The following is a 22833-nucleotide window of genomic DNA, read 5'->3' as shown; positions in this document are numbered from 1 at the left end:
GCTACGGGCCGGGCCTGTGGGGCGGCCCGGTCCGGTGGGGCGGTCTGCCTCTGTGGTGCGGCCCGGCCGGGTGCCGCGGTGCGGTCCGGCGGGGCGGCCCGGCCCGCCGGAGCGGGCCGGGCGGTGGTGCGCGCGGATCACGAGAGTTCGGCCAGCACCTGGGCCTCCACCGCGGCGGCCAGGTCGGCCACCGTCGGGTTGTCGAACAGCGTCCGGGCGGGCAGGTCGATCATGAAGATCTCGCGGACCCGGGAGATGACCTGGATGCTCAGGATCGAGTCGCCGCCCAGGTCGAAGAAGTTGTCGGTGACGCCGACCTTCTCCACGCCCAGCACGTCGGCCCAGATGTCGGCGACCAGTTCCTCGCCCGGGTTGCGCGGCGCGACGTACTCGCGCGTCCCCGCCGCGTCGTCCGGCGAGGGCAGGGCCCGCCGGTCGACCTTGCCGTTGGGGGTGAGCGGGAAGGCGTCCAGGACGATCACCGCGGACGGGACCATGTAGCTGGGCAGCGACCGGCCGATGAACTCCTTCAGCTCCTCTGGGGCGGGCGCCTGGCTGCCTGCCTCCGGCACGGCATAGGCCACCAGCCGCTTGCTGCCGCCGTGGTCGTCGCGGGCCAGCACCAGCGCCTGGGCGACGGCCGGGTGCGCGGCGGCAGCGGCCTCGATCTCGCCCAGTTCGATCCGCAGGCCGCGGATCTTGACCTGGAAGTCCGTACGGGAGACGAAGTCCAGGTTGCCGTCGGGCAGCCAGCGCACCAGGTCACCGGAGCGGTACATCCGCGCGCCGGGCTCCCCGAACGGGTCGGCGACAAAGCGCTCGGAGGTGATCCCCGGGCGGTTCACATAGCCGCGGCCCATGCCGTCGCCGGACAGGTACAGCTCACCGGCGACGCCCGGCGGGACCGGCCGCAGGGCCGCGTCCAGGACGTAGACGCGGGTGCCGGCGATCGGGGTGCCGATCGGCAGCGGGCCGCTGCCCGCGTAGTTGCCGTTGACGATGAACAGCGAGGTGAACACGGTGCCCTCGGTGGGCCCGTACCCGTTGATCATCCGTACGCCGGGCAACTGCTCGACGACCTTGACGGCGTGCGCCGGGGAGAGGGTGTCACCGCCGGACATGATCAGCCGCAGTCCGGAGAAGACCTGGACGTCGCTGTCGACGATCTCGTGGAAGAGACCCGCGGTGATCCAGATGGCGGTGACCCCCCGCGAGTGGAGGAACTCCCCGGTCTCCGCCGCGGACATCATCCGGCTCGGGCTGACCGCCAGCGCCGCGCCGTTGAGCAGCGCGCTCCAGATCTCCAGCGTGCCCGCGTCGAAGGACACGGTCGCGAGCTGGCCCACCACGTCGCGTTCGGTCATCGCCAGCTTGGGGTCGCGGGCGACCCGCAGCACGCCCCGGTGCGGCAGTACGGCGCCCTTGGGGCGGCCGGTGGAACCGGAGGTGTAGATGACGTGCGCGAGGTTGTCCGGCCGTACGGTCACCTCGGGTGCGTCCGCGGGCTGCCCGGCGATGGCCCTGGCCTCGTCCGCGTCGTCCAGCAGGAGCAGCCGGGCATCGGTGGCGGGCAGCGCGCCCGCACAGTCCCCGTCGGTGACCACGAGCGTGGCGCCGGAGTCGGTGACCATGAAGGCGAGCCGGTCGGCCGGGTACTCGGGGTCCAGCGGTACGTATCCGCCGCCGGCCTTGAGCACCGCCAGCAGGGCCACGAACAGCTCCGTACGGCGGCCCAGGCACACCCCGACGCGGGAGTCGGGGCGCACCCCGAGCTGGACCAGCCGGTGCGCGAGGCGGTTGGCGCGGGCGTCCAGCTCCGCGTAGCTCACCCGCTCCTCGCCGACGATCAGCGCGGTGTTCCGCGGGGCCCGGGCCACCTGCTCGGCGAAGACCCCGGTGAGGGTGGTGCCCTGGTCGCCGGGGGCGCCGCGGCCCCACTCCTCCAGGATGGTGTGCCGCTGCTGCCCGGTCAGCGCGTCGAGTTCGGCGATCTTCTCGCCGGTGACGGCGGCCACCGCACGGGCGTGCTGGAGGAGCTGGTCGCGCAGCGCCTCGACGGTGCCCAGGTCGAACACCGCCGGGTCGTACAGCAGGATCAGGCCGAGCTGCTTGCCGGTGACCGCGGCCAGGTTGAGCGGGTAGTTGGTGGACTCCACCGAGTTGCGGTCGCTGATGACCAGTCCGTGCCGGGCGGCCTCGTCGGCGCCCTCGGGGTAGTTCTCGAAGATCACCAGGCTGTCGAAGAGTGCCTGTCCGGCGGGCATGTCGCCCAGCGCCTGGACGCGGGAGAGCGGCAGGTGGTCGTGGAGCCGGGCCTGCACCTGCTCGGCCTGGAGCCGCTGGAGCCACTCCACCACCGGCTGTCCCGGGTCCAGCTTCACCCGTACCGGAAGGGAGTTGATGAACAGGCCGACCATGTCCTCGGCCCCGGCCAGGTCCGTGGGACGGCCCGAGGTCGTCGCGCCGAACACCACGTCGTCCTGTCCGCCGCGGCCCGCCAGCAGCAGCGCCCACAGGCCCTGGACGACGGCGTTGACGGTCAGCCGGTTGCGGCGGGCGAACTCCATGAGGCGGTCGGACAGCTCCTGGCCCAGCTCCACCGGCAGCCGCTCGGAGGAGTGGGACTGCCCGGCGTGGTCCGCCGGACGGTCGTACGGCAGCGCGACCGGGGTGTCGTAGCCGACGAGCTGCGTACGCCAGAACTCCTCGGCCTCGGGGACGTCCCGGCCCGCCATCCAGCGCGCCTGCTCCCCCAGCCGCCGGCCACCGGCGACGGCGGGCAGCGGCCGGCCGTCCTTGCGGGCGATGAAGTCGTCCATGACCAGGGACAGCACCCGGGCGACGCTCCAGCCGTCCAGCAGGATGTGGTGGAAGGTGAACAGGACGCGGACCCGCTCCTCACCGACCCGGGCCAGCGTCACCCGGGCCAGCGGCACCTGCCGCAGGTCCAGCCCGCGCTCCTGGTCGGCGCGCAGCAGCGCCTCCCAGCGCGCGGCCTGCCCGGCCGGGTCGTCCTGGCGCCAGTCCAGGATGTCGACCGGCAGTTCCACCTCGCGGTGCACCACCTGCACCGGCTCGGGGACGCCCTCCCACACCACGCCGATGCGCAGCGCCTGCACCTCATCGACGACACGCTGCCAGGACGCCGCGTACGCCGCGAGGTCGGCCAGGCCGTCGACGGTGAACATGAGCTGCTCGACGTACGCGGAGGAGTCGGACTCGGCCAGCGCGTGGAAGAGCATGCCGGACTGCATCGGCATCAGCGGGAGCACGTCCTCCACGCCGCGGCCGTCCCCGGCCACCCGGTCCACCGCGGCCTGGTCCAGCTTGGCCAGCGGGAAGTCCGACGGTGTGCAGCCGCCGGCCCCGGGGGTCTCGCAGTGGGTGAGGAACTCCTCCAGCGCCGTGACGAAGCCGGTCGCCAGGTCCCGCATCGTCTCCTCGGCGAAGTCGCCGGCCGCGTAGGCCCACTTGACCGACAGGCGGCCGTCGACGATGTGGCCGACCACGTCGACCGCGTGGTCCCGGCCGGCCAGCAGCCCGGCGTCGTCCTGGAGGAACCGGATGTCCTGGAAGACCGGGGCGCCGGCTCCCGGGGTCCCGGGGGCCGCCGAGGTTCCGGAGGCCGCCGTGCCGCTGTCGAACTGGCCCAGGTAGTTGAAGCTGACCTGCGGGTTCAACTCGGGGACCGCGCCGCGCAGATGGCGCAGGGCGCCGTAGCCGATGCCGCGGTTCGGGGCGGCGCGCAGGTGCTCCTTGGCGGACTTCACCAGGACGTCCCAGGTGGTGTCCTTGGCGTCCGCGGTGTCCTCGTCCGTGCCCGTGCCCGTGCCCGTACGGCCGTCGGTGGCCTCGGCCGCGCCGGAGAGCAGCTCCACCGGGAAGACCGTGGTGAACCAGCCCACCGTCCGGGACAGGTCGACCCCGGCGAGTACCTCCTCGCGGCCGTGGCCCTCGACGTCGACGACCACCCGGTCCTGACCGGTCCACTGCCCGAGCACCCGGCCCAGGACCGCCAGCAGCACCTCGTTGATCCGGGTCCGGTAGACGGCCGGGACCTTCTGGAGGAGCCGCTGGGTGGCCTGTGCCGACAGCTCGGCCGAGGCGACGGACAGGGACCGCTCACCGGTCCCGGCGGCCTCGGCAGCGGCAGCGCGTCCGGGCAGCTCGGTCGGTACGCCGTCGCCGACCCGGGACCAGTACTCCAGCTCCGCGTCGAACCCGCCGTCCTCGGTGTGGGTCCGCAGCCGCGCCGCCCACTCCTGGAAGGAGGTCGTCTTCGGGCCGAGGTCCACCGGCGCGCCGGAGACCAGTTGCCCGTAGGCGGTCGTCAGGTCCTCCAGCACCACGCGCCAGGACACGCCGTCCAGCACCAGGTGGTGGGCGACGAGCACGAGCTGTGTGCCCTCCTCGCCCAGACCGACGGTCAGTCCGCGCAGCAGCGGGCCCTCGGTGAGGTCCAGCCCGTCGCGGGCGTCGGCGATCAGCCGGTCCGTCTCGGCCTGCCGCTCCTCGGCGCCCAGATGTGAGAGGTCGGTGTGGGGCAGCGGCGGTACGGAGGCGGCAGCACCGTCACCGGCACCGGCTCCGCCGTCCTGGACGGTCTGTGTCCACACGCCCTCCGCGTCCTGTACGAAGCGCAGGCGCAGCGCGTCGTGGTGGGCGACCACGGCGGCCACCGCGCCGGCCACCGCGTGCAGGTCGGCGTCGGCGGGCAGGGTCGCGGCCATCGACATGTCGAAGCGGTGCCGGGGGCCGGAGTAGGTGGCGAAGAACCACTCCTGGATGGGCGTGAGCCTCACCGGGCCTTCGACGCGGACGGCGGTGGCGGCCTGGTCCCGCTCCTGTCCGGCCCGGCCGACGTGCTCGGCCAGGGCGCGGACCGTCTGGTGGTCGAAGACGTCCTTGGGCGCCATGGCCAGTCCGGCGGCGCGTGCCTGGGAGACGACCTGGATGCTCAGGATCGAGTCGCCGCCCAGGTCGAAGAAGTTGTCCTCGACGCCGACCTTCGTCAGGCCCAGTACCTGCGCCCAGATGCCGGCCAGCAGCTCCTCCAGCGGGGTGCCGGGGGCCACGTGCTGCTGCTCGTCGGTGCCGTACGCCTCGGGCTCGGGCAGCGCCTTGCGGTCGACCTTGCCGTTGGGCAGCAGGGGCAGCGCGTCCAGCGGTACGAAGGCGGCGGGGACCATGTAGTCCGGCAGCGTCCGCGCGAGGTGGGCGCGCAGGTCGGCGGTGTCCAGGGTGGCGCCGGTGCGCGGTACGGCGTAGCCGGCCAGCCGCTGGGCGCCGCCCTGACCGCGGACCGCCAGGACGACGGCCTGGGCGACGTCGGGGTGTGCGGCAAGTGCGGATTCGACCTCGCCGAGTTCGATGCGGAAGCCGCGGATCTTGACCTGGTCGTCGGCGCGGCCGACGAACTCCAGGACGCCGTCGGCGGTCCAGCGCACCACGTCACCGGTGCGGTACATCCGCGTACCGCCGCCCTCGAACGGGTCGGCGAGGAACCGTTCCGCCGTCAGACCCGGACGGCCGACGTAGCCCTGGGCCACGCCCTCGCCGCCGATGTACAGCTCACCGGGCACGCCCGCGACGACCGGCCGCAGCCAGGCGTCCAGGACGTAGACCCGGACGTTGGGAAGCGGTGTGCCGATGGGCGGAATGGGGCCGGCGGTCAGCGGACCGCTGAGCGTGGTCACCACCGTGCCCTCGGTCGGGCCGTAGGCGTTGATCATCCGCCGGCCCGGCGCCCACCGCGCCACCAGCTCCGCACCGACCGCCTCGGCGCCCACCATCAGCGAGCGCAGCTCCGGCAGCTCGGCGTCGGGGAGAGCCGACAGGAGCGTGGGAACCATGAAGGCGTGGTTGACCCGGTGCCGCTCCAGCAGCGCCACCAGCTCCTCCGCCGGAACGACTCCGGGCGGTGCGGGCACCATGGCCGCACCGGTCCCCAGGCCCGGCAGGACCTCCAGGAGCGAGGCGTCGAAGCTCGGCGAGCTGATCTGGAGCAGCCGGTCCCCGGCCTTCAGGCCGAAGCCCGCGACGAGTCCGCTCACCAGGGCGGCCAGGCCCCGGCCGGTCACCTCCACGCCCTTGGGCAGCCCTGTCGAACCGGAGGTGTAGATCATGTAGGCGGGCTGGTCCAGCGGCACCGTGACGTCGGGCAGGTCGGTGGGCCGGGCGGCCAGCTCCTCGGCGAGCCGGTCCACCTCCACCAGCCGGGTGCCTTCCGCCCTCGGCAGCGACCGGGCCCACGCGGATTCGGTCACGACCAGGACGGCCTGGGAGTCCGTGAGCATGTGTGTGAGCCGGTCGGCCGGGAACTTGGGATCCACCGGCACATACACCGCACCGGCGTGCGCCACCGCCACCAGCGCGACCAGCCACCGCACCCCCCGCTCCAGGGCGACCGCCACCCGCTGCCCGGGCCGCACCCCCTCGGCAATCAGGTGGTGCGCCAACTGCGCGGCCCGCGCATGCAGTTCCGCGTACGACAGCGTCTCCGCGTCCGTGATCACCGCCGGCAGATCAGGCGTACGGGCCAACTGCGCCCGCAGCAGCCCACCGAGCGTCAGCCGCTCGACTCCACCCGCACCACGCCCCCACTCCTCCAGGAGGAGGTGCCGCCGCTCGGCGCCCAGCAGGTCGAGCCGGCCGAGCGTGAGGTCCGCGGGGACGCCGGCCAGGGTCTCGGCGTGCGCGGCCAGTTCGGCGTGCAGCGCCTCGATGGTGGTGCGGTCGAAGACCGCCGGGTCGTAGGCGAGGGTGAACTCCAGCCGCTCGCCGCCGTGGACGATCAGGTTGAGCGGGTAGTTCGTGGCCTGGAAGACGTTGATGTCGTCCACGGCCAGGCCGTTGCGTCCGGTCGCGTCCATGTCCACGGGCGCGTTCTCGAAGACGACGAGGCTGTCGAAGAGCGGCTGCCCCGCCGGGACCTCGCTCAGCGCCTGTACGCGGTTCAGCGGCAGGTGGTCGTGGTCGCGGGCGCGGACCTGCTCGGCCTGGAGGCGCTGGAGCCACTCCACCACCGGCAGGTCCGGTTCCATCCGTACGCGTACGGGCAGGGAGTTGATGAACAGGCCGAGCATGTCCTCGGCGCCGTCCAGGTCGGTGGGGCGGCCGGAGGTGGTCGCGCCGAAGACCAGGTCGTCGCGGCCGGTGCGGCCGGCCAGCAGCAGCGCCCATAGGCCCTGGACGACGGCGTTGGCGGTCAGCCGGTTGCGGCGGGCGAAGGCGTCGATCCGCTCGGACAGCTCCTTGGGCAGTTCCGCGTGGACGCGCTCGGTGGAGTGGGACTGCCCGGCCCGTACGGCGGGGCGGTCGTAGGGCAGCGCGACGGGGGTGTCGAAGCCGGCGAGCTGGGCGCGCCAGAACTCCTCGGCCTCGGGGACGTCACGGCCCGCCATCCAGCGGGTCTGCTCCGCCAGCCGCTTGCCGCCCGTGACGGCGGGCGGAGGCGCGCCCTTCTTGCGGGCCGCGTAGTCCTCCAGGACCAGGGAGAGCACGCGCGGCATGCTCCAGCCGTCCAGCAGGATGTGGTGGAAGGTGAACAGGACCCGTACGTGCTCCTCGCCGACCCGGGCCAGCGTGAGGCGGGCCAGCGGCACCTGGCTCAGATCCAGGCCGCGTGCCCGGTCGGCGGCCACCCGCGCCTCCCAGCGCGCGGCCTGCTCCTGCGCGGGCGCCTGGCGCCAGTCGGCGGTCTCCACCGGCAGCGTCACGTCGCGGTGGACGACCTGCACCGGCTGCGGTACGCCTTCCCAGACCACGCCGACGCGCAGCGCCTGCACCTCATCGACGACCCGCTGCCAGGAGGCCGCGAACGCCGTGAGGTCGGTGACCCCGTCCACCGCGAACATGAGCTGCTCGAAGTAGGCCGAGGCGTCCGACCCGGCGAGGGTGTGGAAGAGCATGCCGGTCTGCATCGGCATCAGCGGCAGGACGTCCTCCACGCCGCGGCCGTCCCCGACGACCGCGTCCACCGCGGCCTGGTCCAGGTCGACCAGCGGGAAGTCCGAGGGCGTACGGCCGCCGGCGCCGGGGGCCGCGCAGTGCACGAGGAAGTCCTCCAGCGCCGCGGCGTAGCGCGCCGCCAGGTCCCGCACCGTCTCCTCGGGCAGGACGCCCGCGGCCCAGGTCCACTCCACGGTCAGCTCGCCGTCCACGACGCGGCCCGCCACCTCCAGGGAGTGGGCCGGGGCGTCCGAGGCGCTGCGCAGGTGGCCCGGGCGCGGCAGCGCCGCCCGGTACAGGCCGTCACCGCGGACCGGTGCGCCGGAGCGCTCCAGGTAGGAGAAGCCGATCTGCGGGCGTACGGAGGCCAGGTCGCCGGCGGCCGAGTCGGGGTCGCCGAGGTAGCGCAGCGCGCCGTAGCCGATGCCCTGGTTGGGGACGGCCCGCAGGTGCTCCTTGGCGGACTTCATCAGGGCGTCCCAGGCGGCCGTGCCGTCCCCGGCGGTCCCGTCGGCGGCGGAGGGCAGCTCCACCGGGTAGGCGGAGGTGAACCAGCCGACCGTCCGCGACACGTCGAGCCCCGCGAAGACCTCCTCGCGGCCCTGTCCCGCGACCTCCACCAGCACCCGGTCCTGGCCGGTCCACTCCCCGAGCACCCGGCCCAGGACGGCGAGCAGCACCTCCTCGGTCCGCGTTCCGTACGCGTCGGGGACCTGCTCCAGGAGCTGCCGGGTGGCCTCGGCCGAGAGCCCGGCCGCCACGGTCCGCAGCGGGTCGGTGACGTCCTTCGCGGGCTTGCCCGCACCGGGCAGGGCGGTGGGCACGTCCTCGCCGACCTGGAGCCAGTGGTCCAGCTCCGCGTCGAAGCCGCCGGACTCCACGTGCGAGCGCAGCCGGGCGGCCCATTCCTGGAAGGAGGCCGTCTTGGTTCCCAGGTCCACCGGGCTGCCGTCGGCGAGCTGCCGGTAGGCCCGCGCCAGGTCCTCCAGCAGCACCGGCCAGGACGCCTCGTCCAGCACCAAGTGATGGGCTACGACGGTGAGTTCGGCTTCGCCGCCGCCCAGCTCCAGGAGCGCGAAGCGGATCAGCGGGCCTTCGGCGAGGTCGAAGCCGGTCTGGAGGGCGTCGGTGACCTCGGCCACGGCGGTCTCCCGGTCGGCGGCGGCGCGCCCCGACAGGTCGTGCCGCTCCAGGGTGATGGCGGCGTCCTCGGCGAGGTTGCGCTGCCGCCACCCGGCGCCGGTGCGCTCGTAGCGCAGCCGCAGCGCGTCGTGGTGCCCGGCCACGGCGGTCACCGCGCCCGCCAGCGCGTCCGGGTCCGTGCCGGGCGCCAGCGCGACCCGTACGGCCTGGTTGTAGTGGTGCGGGGCCTTGCGGTGGGTACGGAAGAACCAGCGCTGGACAGGGGTCAGTACCACGGGGCCCTCCACGGGGGGTTGCTCGTCTGCGGTGCCGGCGCCGCCCGCGGCGTTCCCGGCGTCCGGCAGCCCGGCGGCGAGTTCCGCGACGGTCTGCCGGACGAATACGTCCTGCGCGCTCAGTTCGATGCCCGCGGCGCGGGCACGGGAGACGACCTGGATGCTGAGGATCGAGTCCCCGCCCAGGTCGAAGAAGTTGTCGGTGACGCCGACCTTTTCCAGGCCCAGCACCTGTGCCCAGATGCCGGCCAGCGTCTCTTCGGCCGGGGTGCGCGGCGCCACGTACGCCGCGTCGTCGCCGACGGCGAGTTCCGCGGCGGGCAGCGCCTTGCGGTCGACCTTGCCGTTGGGCATCAGCGGCAGCGCGTCCAGCGGTACGAAGACGGCGGGGACCATGTAGTCCGGCAGCGTCTGCCCGAGGTGGGCGCGCAGGTCCGCCGCCTCGGGTGCGGTGCCGGCGGCCGGGACGACATAGCCGGCCAGCCGCTTGGCCCCGTTCTGGCTCTGTACGGCCACCACGACGGCCTGGGCGACGCCGGGGTGGGCGAGCAGCGCGGATTCGATCTCGCCGAGTTCGATGCGGAAGCCGCGGATCTTGACCTGGTCGTCGGCGCGGCCGACGAACTCCAGGACGCCGTCGGCGGTCCAGCGCACCACGTCACCGGTGCGGTACATCCGCGTACCGCCGCCCTCGAACGGGTCGGCGAGGAACCGTTCCGCCGTGAGGTCGGAGCGCCCCACGTAGCCCTGGGCCACGCCCTCGCCGCCGATGTACAGCTCACCGGGCACGCCCGCGACGACCGGCCGCAGCCAGGCGTCCAGGACGTAGACGCGGGCGTTGGGCACCGGCGTGCCGATCGGCGGGGTGACGCCGGTCCGAAGGGCGCCGCTGAGCGTGACCGCCACCGTGCCTTCCGTCGGGCCGTACGCGTTCGTCATCCGGCGGCCCGGGGACCACCGCGCCACCAGCTCCCCGCCGACCGCCTCCGCGCCCACCATCAGCGAGCGGAGCTCCGGCAGCTCGGCGGCGGGGAGGGTGGAGAGCAGAGCGGGGACCAGGAAGGCGTGGTTGACCCGGTGCCGCTCCAGCAGCGCCACCAGTTCCTCCGCCGGGATGACCCCGGGCGGTGCGGGCACCAGCGCGGCGCCCGCTCCCAGCCCCGGCAGGATCTCCAGGACCGAGGCGTCGAAGCTCGGCGAGCTGATCTGGAGCAGCCGGTCCCCGGCCTTCAGGCCGAAGCCCTCCTCCAGCGCCGTCATCAGCGCCACCAGGCCCCGGCCGGTCACCTCCACGCCCTTGGGCAGCCCCGTCGAACCGGAGGTGTAGATCACATACGCGGGCTGGTCCAGCGGCACCGTGACGTCGGGCAGGTCGGTGGGCCGGGCGGCCAGCTCCTCGGTGAGCCGGTCCACCTCCACCAGCCGGGTCCCGTGCCGTTTCGGCAGCGCTTCGGACCACGTCGACTCCGTGACCACGACCACGGCGTTCGAGTCGGACAGCATGTGTGTGAGCCGGTCGGCCGGGAACTTGGGGTCCACCGGCACATACACCGCACCGGCGTGCGCCACCGCCACCAACGCGACCAGCCACCGCACCCCCCGCTCCAGGGCGACCGCCACCCGCTGCCCGGGCCGCACCCCTCGGCAATCAGGTAGTGCGCCAACTGCGCCGCCCGCGCATGCAGTTCCGCGTACGACAGCGTCTCCGCGTCCGTGATCACCGCCGGCAGATCAGGCGTACGGGCCAACTGCGCCCGCAGCAGCCCACCGAGCGTCAGCCGCTCGACCTCACCCGCACCACGACCCCACTCCTCCAGGACCCGGCGCAGCTCCTCGGAGTCCAGCGTGCTCGCCTCGTGCATGGGGCGGTGCGGGGCGGTGACCAGCTCGCCGAGGAGGGTGCACAGGTTGCGCGCCAGACGCTCGACGGTGCCGGCGTCGAAGAGGTCCGTGCTGTATTCGACGGAGCCGGTCAGGCCGCCCCCGGCGTCCTGCCAGAACTCCAGCGTCACGTCGAACAGCGCGGCCTCGCGCGGCAGTTCCACGGGCGCGGCCGTGACGCCGGGCAGCTCGGGCAGCGCGGAGGGGGCGTTCTGGAGGACCATCATGGCCTGGATGAGCGGCGGGCGGCTGGGGTCGCGCTCGGGGACCACGGCGTCCACGACGCGCTCGAACGGCACCAGGGAGTGGTCCATCGCCTCGCGTACGGTCTCCCGGGCGCGGTCCACGAACTGCGCGAAACTCAGCGTCTCGTCCACGTCGGCACGCAGCGCCAGCGTGTCGACGAAGAAGCCGACCAGGTCGGCGAGTTCGGCGCGGTCGCGGCCGGCGTCGACGGTGCCGAGCACGATGTCGCGCTGCCCGGACCAGCGGGCCAGCAGGAGCTGGGTGGCGGCGGCGAGCGGCGCGAAGACGGTGGTGCCCTGCTCGCGGCCGACCGCGGTCAGCTTGCGTACGGTTTCGGCCGGGACGGTGAACAGGTGGCGGGCGCCCGCGGAGGTGCGCACCGCCGGGCGGGGCCGGTCGGTGGGCAGCTCCAGCGGCGTGGCGCCCGCCAGCCGGCGCTTCCAGTAGGCGAGCTGTTCCTCGACGGCGGGGCCGGTGAGCCGGTCGTGGTGCCAGGCCGCGAAGTCGGCGTACTGGACCGGCAGGGCCTCCAGCCCGGCGGCCTCGGCGAGGGCCACGGGGCCCGGGGCGGCCTTCCCCGCGGTCGTCAGGGCGGCGGCGTACAGCGCGCCGAGTTCGCGGGCGACGATGTCCATGGACCAGGCGTCGGCGGCGATGTGGTGCGCGGTCAGGACGAGCAGGTGCTCGTCGGGTGCCGTACGCACCAAAAGGGCGCGCAGTACGGGGCCGGCGGCCAGGTCGAAGGGGGCGGACACCTCGGCGCGCAGCACCTCCTCCAGGCGCCGCTCACGGTCCGGGCCGTCGGCGAGGTGGGTCAGGTCGGTGAGGGGCAGCGGTATCGCCGTGGTGTCCCCGATGACCTGGAGGACGGCCCCGTCCCGCTCGGTGTAGGTGGTGCGCAGCGGCTCGTGGCGGGCGACCAGGGCGCTCAGGGCGGCGGCGAGCGCGTCGGTGTCCAGGGTGCCGGTGAGCCGCAGGCCGGTGGTGCAGTTGTACGCGGCGCCGCCGGGCTCGTACGCGTCCAGGAACCACAGCCGCTGCTGGGCGGCGGAGGCGGGCAGCGCCGCGCCCCGGTCGACGGGGGTGACGGGCGTGCCGGTGCGCGCCTGCCGCGCCGCGCCGTCCTCGCCGAGGTGGGCGGCGAAGGCGGCCAGGGTCGGGTGGTCGAAGAGGGCGGTGGTGGCGGGGGTCAGGCCGAGCCGGCGGTCGACCTGGAAGGCCATCCGCAGGCCGGCGATGGAGTCGCCGCCGCGGGCGAAGAAGTCGTCGTCGCGGCCGATCCGCTCCCGGCCCAGCACCTGCGCCCAGATCTCGGCGAGCGCGGTCTCCAGTTGGGTGCGCGGGGCGGCGTAGGGGGCGGGGGCCGGGGCGGTGACGGTGGGGGCGGGCAGCGCCTTGCGGTCCACCTTGCCGTTGGGGGTCAGCGGCAGCCGTTCCATGGTCACGTACGCGGTGGGGACCATGTGGGCGGGCAGCCGGCCGGAGAGGTGGCGGCGCAGTTCGCTCGCGCTCGGTGCCTGTGCGGCGTCCAGCGGGACGTAGTAGGCGGCCAGTTGCCGTCCGCCGTCGGCGAGGGCGACGACGGACTGGAGGATCTGCTCGTGGTCGGTCAGCGCGGCCTCGATCTCGCCGAGTTCGACGCGCAGGCCGCGGATCTTGACCTGGCCGTCGGCGCGGCCGATGAACTCGTACTCGCCGCCCGGCAGCAGCCGTACCAGGTCGCCGGTGCGGTACATCCGGGAGCCGGCCGGGCCGTGCGGGTCGGCGACGAAGCGCTCGGAGGTGAGCCGGGGCCGGTTGATGTAGCCGCGGGCCAGTCCGCCGCCGGCGATGCACAGCTCACCGACCCCGCCCTCGGCGACCTGCTGGAGCTTCTCGTCCAGGACCGTGATCCGTACGCCGTCCACGGCCCGCCCGATGGAGGGCGAGACGGTCAGGCCGGCCGGGAGCGGCCCGTTGAGGGTGACGGTGACGGTGGCCTCGGTGGGCCCGTACATGTTGATCATCCGGCGGCCGGGGGCCCAGCGGGCGATCAGCTCGGGCGGGCACTTCTCGCCGCCGGTGGCCAGCGCGCGCAGCCGGGGCGCCTCGACGGGCGGGATGGTGGCCAGCACCGAGGGCGGCATCATGACGTGGGTGATGTCCGCCGTGACCAGCAGGTCGGCGAGGGCTTCGCCGACGGGCTGGGCGCCGCCGGGCAGCACGAGGGTGGCGCCCGCGTACCAGGTCTGTACGAGGTCGGCGATGGAGACGTCGAAGTTGGGCGAGGCGAACTGCAGGACCCGGCTGTCCTCGTCGATGTCCAGCGCGGTGACGTGCGCGGCGCCCAGGGCCCGGATGCCGCGGTGGGTGACGGCGACGCCCTTGGGGGTGCCGGTGGAGCCGGAGGTGAACAGGACGTAGGCCAGGGTGTCCAGGTTGGCCGCGGTCTGCTTCGGGGCGGCGCCCGCACTCCGTTCCGCGTCGGCGTGCTCGTCGGCTTGCTCGTCGGCCGCAAGGGTGTCCAGCAGCAGGGTCCGGGGCGCGGTGGCGGGCCGCGCGGGCACCGTGCTGTCGCTGATGACCAGCTCGATCCCGGCGTCCTGGACGATGAATGCCAGCCGCTCGGCGGGGTAGTTCGGGTCCAGCGGGACGTACGCGCCGCCGGCCTTCAGGACGGCCAGCAGGGAGATGATCAGCTCGGGGCCGCGGCGCAGGCACACGCCCACGCGCGTCTCGGCGCCCACGCCCTGGGCGGTGAGGTGACCGGCGAGCGCGTCGGCCCGTTCGTCGACCTCGCGGTAGGTCAGGCGGGTGGTCCCGCATTCGACGGCCGGGTGGCCGGGCCGGCGCGCTGCCTGGGTCTCGAACAGTCCGTGCAGGGTGACGTCGGCCGATGCCCACAGGGCATGCGGGAGGGAGTTGCTGTCAGAGTTCATGTCGAGTGACCCCATAGAGCGCCGAGAGGGAATGTGGGAGTGCCGTCGTGGCCGGCCGCTGTGGGATTGCCGCCGTGGGATGCCTGCCGCGGGCAGGGCTGACCGGCCCGCCGCTTCCGCGGGTGAGCGGCCGGGCGCGGCTGGTGCGCGCCGGCCGGTGGTGGGGTGGGGGTTTCGCGCGGCGGTCCGCCGGGCCGCGTGGGCCGCCCTGTCGGGTGGCCGTGGGCCCGGCGTCCGCCGTGGCGGGTCAGTTCCTGGCCGTGAGCGCCTCGCGTGTCAGCGTGCGTCCGGAGTACTGCAGGGCACGGATCTCACCGGTGGCCACGTCCTTGACGAACCGGCCGAGGAAGAGGCTGGCGTTGCCGGGCCGGCCGGAGAAGAACAGGCCGGTGTGCGGGGCGACGGAGTCCCGCTGGCCGTTGGGCAGTCCCAGGACGATGTGCTGGTCCTCGATGCCGACCGTCACGGCCAGGTCCCCGTTGCGGTAGGTGCCCGTACACTCCGCGAAGGTCGCGGCGGGCGCGGCCAGCGGCGGCTGCGGTGCGTGCAGGCCGATGTCCAGGCCGCACTCGCGCAGCTCCTCGACGACGGAGTCCCAAAGGGCCAGCCCCGAGGAGGTGTTGGTGGTCAGGGCGACGACGGTGCCCTGCCGCGGCTCGATGCGCAGGTGACAGGTGCTGCCGTCCAGGGTGCCGTCGTGGCCCAGCCAGTGGCGGCCGGCGGGGCCGAAGTGGCCCAGGCCCAGGCCCCAGCCGTCGGCCAGCCCGAAGGGTTCGGCGCCGGTGACGGGCTGGGCCATCTCGCGCAATACGGACGGGTCGGCGACGGCGGAGCGGTCCAGGTCGCCGGGCTCCTCCAGGTGCAGCCGGGCGAAACGTACGAGGTCGGCGGCGCTGCCCGCGAGGCCGCCGGAGGGCGCCGAGCCCGCGTCGGTGGTGCTCTGGACGACGTGCACCACCGTCCGGCCGTCGGGGGTGGTGTGGGCGGTGTGCCCGGGGGCCGCGGTCAGCGGCCGGCCGTCCTGGGGGGCGCCGGGCAGCAGGCCGATGCCGGTGCCCAGCGGCGTCAGCAGGTAGTCGCGGACCGCCTGCCACCAGGGCAGTCCGGTGGCGGCCTCCACGGCGCGGCCGGCGACGGCGTAGCCGATGTTGGAGTACGAGAAGGAGCCGGGCGTGGGCCAGGACGCGCGGGCGCGCTCGTCACCGGAGGTGAGGAACCCGGCCAGCCAGCGGCGCAGCGAGGGCGCTTCCTCGTCGAAATGGTCGGAGGGCAACCCGGCGGTGTGGCTGAGGAGTTGGCGCAGCGTGGCGTTCAGGGCGGGGTGGTCCGCCGCCGCGCCGCGCTCCTCGATCCAGGTCTTCACGGGGCTGTCCAGGTCCAGGTCGCCGTCGGAGACGAGCTGGAGGACGGAGGTCGCGGTCAGTGCTTTGGTGGTCGAGCCGAGGGCGAAGGCGGTGCCGACGCTGACCGGCCGGCCGCTGTCGTGCTCCTCCTCGCCGAAGGCCCAGGTGTGAGTGGTTCCTTGGTGGTGGACGGCCAGTTGGCCGCCGACGACGGAGTGCTCTTTGGCGAGGCGGTCGAGGGGCAGGCTGATGGTGGTACCGCGACCCTTCGCTTCCGCAGACATCCCGAGCACAGCGAACGACACCTTCTTCCCTGAACGAAGGCCGGCGCAGACCGCGCGCGGCGGGGTGGCCGATGCGTCACCCGGGGGGTGAGCCGACCGCACGCAAAGAATTCTTCAGCAGGGGCGAAGGCACGGACAAGGATTTAAGCGCTGTTGTAAACACACAGCCCAGAGGCATGATCACGGCTGTTTGGAGAGCCGTGGTCATGCCTCTGGGCCGGGGTTTGCGGGCCGGTTCGGCGGCCCGGACTCAGGACCGGCGTCCCCCTTCACGGCCGGGCAGTACGGCGACCGCGACCAGCAGGAAGAGCACGGCGCCCGCCGCGTTGCGGAACCCGCTCTCCAGGTCGGTGATCGCAAAGGAGGCCACCTTGCCCTGCTGGATCCACCACAGCACGCAGGTGGCCAGCGCCACGAGCCCGGAGACCGCCAGCGCCACCCGGGAGCGGACCACCAGGGCGATCAGCGCGATCAGCGCGGCGCCGGCCAGCGGCAGCAGCATGGACGTGCCGAGAGAGCCGGACGCGCCGGACTCCAGGCCCTGGAACAGGTCCGCCGCCGGTACCCCCTTGGGTTCGCGGCCCCCGTACCACGGCTGGAAGGCACTGAGTACCAGTGCTGCCGCCGCCACCACGGCCAGTGAACTCGCCACCCACATACGGGCTGCCATCAGTCTGCTCTCCTGTTCTCTTTCTTCATCTCGCGGTCCCGGCGGTCCGAGGCGCCGCACGGCCGGTGCCGGTGCGGTCCCGGGGTCACCCGCGGCCGGTGCCGGCCGGGTGCCGCTTGCGCAGCACCGACCTCAGGGGCAGCAGGTACCCCGCACAGGCCGTCAGCACCACCACCAGGACGGTGACTCCTGCCTCGGTGGGCGGGATGTAGGGCACGGACCCGGTCAGGGCGACGCTCAGCGCCGTCAGCGGCACCAGGGCGACCGCGGTGCCGACCACCAGGCCCACCAGGATCACGGTGGCCGCCTCGATGCGCAGCATCCACCGCAGTTGCCGCCGTCCGGCGCCCACCAGGCGCAGCAGCGTCACTTCCTGGCGCCGTCCGATCATGATGAGGGTCAGGGTGCTCAGTACGGCAATGACGGTGAACCCGCCGATCACGCCCACCGCGACCACGGTGATCACCTCGCCCACCCCGCGGTCCTCGGTCTGGAGGTGCTCGCCCTTGGGCTGGTCCACGATCTTCGCGCCGAGGGCGGCGTCCGCCAGTTGCCGCTGCGCCGCGTCCTTGACCCTGGCCGGGTCGGCGCCGGGCGCCAGGCTGATCAGGACGCGGGTGTTCAGCGGCGCGGCCAGGTGCGGCGCCAGCTCCCGCGGGTCGAAGAGGAAGTCGCCCAGGGCCAGCGCCCGGTCGTAGACGGCGGCGACCTTCAGGGTGATGTTGGCGCCGTCGCCGTAGCGGACGGTGACCTTCGAGCCGATGTCCAGATCCAGCGAGCGGGCCCGGTCCTTGCCCACCGCGACGGTGCCCCTGCCCAGGTTCTTCAGGTCGCCCTTGATGACGTCCGGGTCGATCGTGGCGGGCAGCGCCGAGTGGTCCAGTGCCATGACCGGCAGCCGGTCCAGCTTGGGTTCGCCCGCCTCCTTGCGGGCCAGTACGACGGTGGAGTGCAGGACCCCGGAAGCCGTGGCCACTCCGGGCACCTTCGCGATGCGGCGCACCGCCTCGTCGGGGATGCCCGGCCCGTCGGTGACGGCCGCCAGCTCCGCGCGCATGGACAAGCCGGCCTGCTTGCCGCCCTGCCGGTCCATGGTCGCGCCGGCCGAGAGCTGTACGCCGACGAAGGCCACCACGAGGATGATCGGGGTGATCGCGGCGCCCAGACGGCGGGAGTTGGCCCGGCAGGCCGCCGCCGCCAGGTAGCCGCCGGCCCCGCCGATCCGCCGGGCCGCCCCGCCGAGCACCCGCATGGAGCCGCGGGCGATCCAGGGCCCGAGCAGCGCACAGGAGATCACCAGGGTCATCGCGGCGGTGCCGGCCGCCATCGCGGCCATCTCGCCGAACTGGAGCACCGCCGTACCGCCCGCGGCGATGCCCGCCAGCAGCAGCACCATGCCGGTGACGAACCGTCCGCGGCCGGGCCGCTCCGGCTCGCTCTGTGCCTCGCCCATCGCCTGCGCGGGCCGCACCTTGGCGATCCGGCCGGCGGACAGGGCGGCGGATATGCGGGCCACCAGCAGCGTCAGGCCGGCGGTGACCAGCGGGGCCGCGAAGATCCACACCGGCATGGGCAGTTCCAGGCCGATGGGTACGGCGCCGCGCGAGCGCAGCAGGTGGATCAGCAGGATGAACACGGGCACCGCGCCGACCGCGCCGACCAGGGCGGCGGCGGTGGCCACCACGTTGATCTCCCGGCTGACGGTGGCGCGCAGTTGCCGGGGGGTGGCTCCCACCGCGCGCAGCAGCGCCATCTCCCGGGCGCGCTGGTGGATGGCCTGGGCGACGGTGCTGGAGACGACCAGCACGGCGATCATCACGACGATCGCGCAGACCTGTCCCATCAGCGCCATCAGGCTCCACCGGCTGGGGGCCGCGGTCAGGAACTCCGGTTCGCCGCGCGCCTGACCGGTCAGGACGCGCAGCGAGGTGTTGTCCTGGTCGAAGCGGTGCTCGGCGGTGGCGCTGCGGACCGGGTGCTCGCCGTCCAGGGCCGTACGCAGCGCGTCGTGGAGCTCGGCGGCGTCGGCTCCCGGGTCGGCCAGGACGCCGATGGCGTCGGTGGTGCCGGGGTGGCCGGCCAGTTCCCGGGCCCGCTGCTCGCTGAAGAAGACGGCGCCCTGGTGGCCCAGGCCCGCGGTGTCGCCCTTGCCTTGGGGCGCGGCGATGCCCGAGACACGGTACGTGGCGGGCGCGTCCAGGGCCTGGGCCCGGATGGTGTCGCCCACCCGCACCCCGGCCCGCGCGGCGAGGTCGCCGTCCAGGACGACCTGGTCGGGCGCGGCGGGGGCGCGCCCGGAGCGCAGGGTGAACGGCGCCAGCGCGGCGGCGTCCCAGCTGTGACCGTAGACCGGGGAGGGGCCGGAGTCGCCGTCCGGGCCCAGGACGGCGCCCCGGCCCTTCCCGGCGAGCGCGACGGGGAAGGCGTCGTCGGCGATCGCCGCCTTGACGCCCGGTACGGCCTCGATCCGCTTCAGCGCCGTACGCGGCACCCGTACCCGCTCGGTCAGGGCCGCGCTGGTGTGCTTGGGCTCCGAGCCCCAGGGCTTGGCCGTGTAGTCGGTGCTCTGGTCGCCGGTGACCACCGCGGCGGTGGCGGCGTACCGCTCCACGTGCGCATGGCCGATGGCGGCCGACAGCAGGGTCAGCCCGAAGCCCGCCAGCATCAGGGAGGTGAGCACCAGGGCCGCGAAGACCGCCGCCCACGCCTTGCGGTGCAGCCGCATGGAGCGGGTGGCCAGGAAGCGGGAGGTGCGCCGGGTGCGGGAGGGGCTGTCCTGCGTACGGGCCGGGTCCGCCGGGCGCCGCCCGGTGGCCCCGTCGGTGCGCTGGTGTGTCTGCAGCGGCACGGCGCTCACCGCTCCCCGAGCTGTGCCATGGCCTGCGCGACAGAGTTGGGGTCGGGGCCCGTCAGGCGGTTGACGACGCAGCCGGCCTCGATGAACAGGGCCTCATCGGTCCAGGAGGCGGCCACCGGGTCGTGGGTGACCATCACGACGGTGTGGCCCTCGCGGTCCACCGCGTCCCGCAGCAGCACCAGCACGTCCCGGGCCGTGACCGGGTCCAGGGCGCCGGTGGGCTCGTCCGCGAAGATCACGGCGGGGTTGGTGACCAGGGCGCGGGCGATGGCCACCCGCTGCTGCTGGCCGCCGGAGAGCCGCAGCGGCGAGTCGTCCGCCCGCTCGGCCATCCCCACCGACTCCAGCACGCGCAGGGCCCGTTCCCGTACGGTCGGGTCCTGGGGGTCCTCGCCGCCCAGCAGCAGCGGCAGCGCGGTGTTCTCCGCCACCGTCAGCGAGGGCACCAGGTTCAGCGCCTGGAAGATGAAGCCGATGCGCTCGCGGCGCAGCCGGGTCAGGGCCGTCTCGCTGAGCTTGGACAGGTCGGTCTCCCCGATCCGTACGGTCCCCGAGGTCGGCTGGTCCAGCCCGGCCGAGCACTGCAGGAACGTGGTCTTGCCGGAGCCGGAGCGGCCCATGACCGCCATGAACCGGCCGGGGGCGACGGTGACGCTGACGTCGTCCAGGGCGTTGACCGCCTTGCCGTTGCGCTGGTAGCGGCGGGTGACGGACTCCAGTGAGAGCGCCGCCACGGGGCCGGACTCGTAGTCGTGCGAAGCCCCTTTCGTGCCGGCCTTCGCCGTGGCACGTTTCCCGTTGCGAAGCCTGACCATGCGCGCGCCCTCCGGGCCTGTACGACCGAACCGCCGGTTGCGGGGCGGCCGACCGGCCTGTCGCACCGGACAGTTCCTTACCTGGTGGGAACGCTACGGACCGGGCAGGCCGGACACGATAGGGCGCACACCCGTCATGGGGTTCAGCCAGCTCCACCACGGGCTGGGTACCCGTGGCACCACGACCGGGGTGTCCGGGACACCACGGCCGGGCGCGGGGCGGATTAATGTGATCCGTATCCTCTGCGTTCCGCGCCCTTCATCCGCCGGTTCTCCACTCCCGCGACCGTTGTCCGTGCGCCGGGACCGGATGCCCGTGCCGCCCACCAGGGAGACCCACCATGCACGACTTCTCCGCCCAGATAGAGCGCTCCTGGCGTGACACCTGGTACCTGCTCGTCAGTGTCGCGGTGGCCTGGTTCAGCTTTCTGATGGCGTGTGCGGTGCCGCTGGCGCTGTTCTTCGTGGCGATCGTCATCGGTGCCCCGGCCTGGCCGGATCTGGTCAAATTACAGCGCAGACTGGCCGGATACGAGCGGGTGCGGGCGGGGACGCGGCTGCGCTCGCCCATCCCCGAGCAGTACCTCCCGCTCGACGGGACACCGGCCGACCGGCTGCGGCTGTCCCTGACCGACCCCGGCACCTGGCGCGACGCCCGCTGGCTTCCCGTACAGATCGTGTGCGCCGTGGCCTTCTGCGTCCTGGCCGTCGCCGTGTGGGTGGCCGGAGTGGCCGTGGACGGGCTGCACATGGGGGTGGGCGGCGCGCTGGCCCGGCGCCGCGAGGACCGCTACGGCACCCCCGCCAAGCCCCCCAACTCCCTGGTCCTGCGCCGCCTGGGGTCGCTGGCCGACGCCCAGGCCCGGTGCTCGGCGGCGCTGCTGCGCCACACGCCCTCCGCCTGGCTGGAGGAGCGGATCGCCGAGCTGTCCGAGAGCCGGGCCGGCGCCGTGGAGGCGCACAGCGCCGAGCTGCGCCGTATCGAACGGGACCTGCACGACGGCGTACAGGCCCAGTTGGTGGCCCTGTCCATGCGCATCGGACTGGCCAAGCAGCAGGTGCGCACCGACCCGGACGCCGCGCTGCAGCGGCTGGACGAGGCGCAGCAGGGCGTGGAGGGCGCGCTCGCCCACCTGCGGCACGTGGTGCGTACGGTGCATCCGCCGGTGCTCACCGACCGGGGACTGGCCGGCGCCGTACGGGCCCTGGCGGCGTCCTCGGAGATCCCGGTCGAGATGAGCCTGGGCTCGGTGGAACACTCCTTCAGGCTGCCGGCCTCGGTGGAGGCGGCGGCGTACTTCGTGGTCGCCGAGGCCCTGACCAACATCCGCAAGCACTCGGGCGCCACTCAGGCATCGGTACGCTTCACCCGGGGCAACGGCATGCTGACGGTCACCGTGACCGACAACGGCCGCGGCGGTGCCGACGAGCACGAGGGCAGCGGCCTGGTCGGAATCCGCCGGCGCGTCGCCGCGCTCGACGGCACGGCCGGCCTGTCCAGCCCCCCAGGTGGGCCGACCAAGCTGAAAGTGGAGCTGCCGTGCGGATCGTGATCGCAGAGGACAACACGCTGCTGCGAGAGGGAATGGTCCTGTTGCTGACCAGCAACGGGCACGAGGTGGTGGCGACGTGCACCGCCGGGCCGGAGGTGATGCCCGCCCTGCGCGAACACCGGCCGGACGCCGCCGTCCTGGACGTCCGGCTGCCGCCGTCCTTCCGTGACGAGGGGCTGCGCGCCGCCGTCCAGGCCCGCCGGGAACTGCCCGACCTGCCGATCCTGGTGCTGTCGCAGTACGTGGAACAGGCGTACGCCGCCGAGCTGCTGGCCCAGGGGGCGCGCGGCATCGGCTATCTGCTCAAGGACCGGGTGGGCCGGGTGGAGCAGTTCCTGGAGGCGCTGGAGCGGATCACCAGCGGCGGCACGGCCCTGGACCCCGAGGTGGTCACCGAGATCCTCAGCCAGAAGTCCGCGGCCCGGCCCCTGCAGAGCCTGACGCCGCGTGAGCACGAGGTGCTGGAGATGATGGCGCAGGGCCTGGCCAACGGCGCCATCGCGGAGAAGCTCGTGGTCACCGAGCGCGCCGTCAGCAAGCACATCCGCGGGGTCTTCGACAAGCTCGGCCTGCCGCCCGAGGGCGGGAACGTGCACCGCCGGGTGCTGGCGGTGCTGGCGTATCTGAACAACAGCGCGCCTGAACAGCCTGCTTAGGCAGGACCCCCGGAGGGCGTTACGGGGCGGCGCGGCACCGGGTGGGTGCGGCGCCGCCCCGCCTCGTACGGACCCGTACGAAGACGTACCCGTACGAAGACGGACCCGTACGAAGACGGACCCGTACGAGGACCAACCCGTACGAGGACGAACTCATACGAAGACGAACTCACACGGAGACAAAGCAGCGCCCCGCGCCGCCACTTACCGGGCGGCGCGGGGCGCGAGAAGGCCCGGGTGTC

7 protein-coding genes and 1 pseudogene are annotated in these 22833 nt (G+C 73.8%); 2 read left to right on the top strand and 6 right to left on the bottom strand.

Annotated elements, in window-relative coordinates; genetic code table 11:
* Positions 1-137 precede the first annotated feature (137 nt).
* The 6 genes and pseudogenes from KGS77_RS20435 to KGS77_RS20410 form a co-directional block, all read right to left on the bottom strand.
* Positions 138-10964: a non-ribosomal peptide synthetase gene (locus KGS77_RS20435; protein ID WP_242583932.1), complete on the bottom strand. Its 10827-nt coding sequence runs from the start codon at positions 10962-10964 to the stop codon at positions 138-140.
* A 242-nt stretch (positions 10965-11206) separates the two neighbouring features.
* Positions 11207-14413: pseudogene (locus tag KGS77_RS20430) on the bottom strand (amino acid adenylation domain-containing protein); the annotation flags it as partial.
* A gap of 247 nt (positions 14414-14660) precedes the next feature.
* Positions 14661-16040 (bottom strand): serine hydrolase domain-containing protein, encoded by a 1380-nt coding sequence (locus KGS77_RS20425; protein ID WP_242583930.1) that lies wholly within the window; start codon positions 16038-16040, stop codon positions 14661-14663.
* Between the two features lie 250 nt (positions 16041-16290).
* A complete protein-coding gene (locus tag KGS77_RS20420) occupies positions 16291-16710 on the bottom strand; it encodes a hypothetical protein (protein ID WP_242583928.1) in 420 nt (139 codons plus the stop codon).
* An 85-nt stretch (positions 16711-16795) separates the two neighbouring features.
* Positions 16796-19558 (bottom strand): ABC transporter permease, encoded by a 2763-nt coding sequence (locus KGS77_RS20415; RefSeq protein WP_347404509.1) that lies wholly within the window; start codon positions 19556-19558, stop codon positions 16796-16798.
* A 5-nt stretch (positions 19559-19563) separates the two neighbouring features.
* Positions 19564-20382 (bottom strand): ABC transporter ATP-binding protein, encoded by an 819-nt coding sequence (locus tag KGS77_RS20410; RefSeq protein ID WP_242583926.1) that lies wholly within the window; start codon positions 20380-20382, stop codon positions 19564-19566.
* A gap of 341 nt (positions 20383-20723) precedes the next feature.
* On the opposite strand from KGS77_RS20410, the gene KGS77_RS20405 reads away from it, so the two are divergent.
* Positions 20724-21935 carry a sensor histidine kinase gene (locus KGS77_RS20405; RefSeq protein ID WP_242583925.1) on the top strand — a complete coding sequence of 404 codons (1212 nt, stop codon included), beginning with the start codon at positions 20724-20726 and terminating at the stop codon, positions 21933-21935.
* The gene (locus tag KGS77_RS20400; RefSeq protein WP_242583923.1) at positions 21923-22591 is read left to right on the top strand and encodes a response regulator transcription factor; all 669 of its coding nucleotides are present in this window, start codon (positions 21923-21925) and stop codon (positions 22589-22591) included. The genes KGS77_RS20405 and KGS77_RS20400 overlap by 13 nt, the downstream gene beginning before the upstream one ends.
* The last annotated feature ends 242 nt before the right edge of the window (positions 22592-22833 follow it).

The sequence above is a fragment of the Streptomyces sp. MST-110588 genome (genome assembly GCF_022695595.1).
Classification (GTDB): Bacteria; Actinomycetota; Actinomycetes; order Streptomycetales; family Streptomycetaceae; genus Streptomyces.
Note: the sequence above shows the minus strand (reverse complement) of the source record. Positions and strands in the feature narration are given on the sequence as shown.

Excerpts from the sequence above, each read along its gene's own strand:
- KGS77_RS20405 (WP_242583925.1), top strand. The coding sequence starts at position 20,724 with ATGCACGACTTCTCCGCCCAGATAGAGCGCTCCTGGCGTGACACCTGG.
- KGS77_RS20420 (WP_242583928.1), bottom strand. The coding sequence starts at position 16,710 with ATGGCAGCCCGTATGTGGGTGGCGAGTTCACTGGCCGTGGTGGCGGCG.
- KGS77_RS20410 (WP_242583926.1), bottom strand. The coding sequence starts at position 20,382 with ATGGTCAGGCTTCGCAACGGGAAACGTGCCACGGCGAAGGCCGGCACG.
- KGS77_RS20425 (WP_242583930.1), bottom strand. The coding sequence starts at position 16,040 with ATGTCTGCGGAAGCGAAGGGTCGCGGTACCACCATCAGCCTGCCCCTC.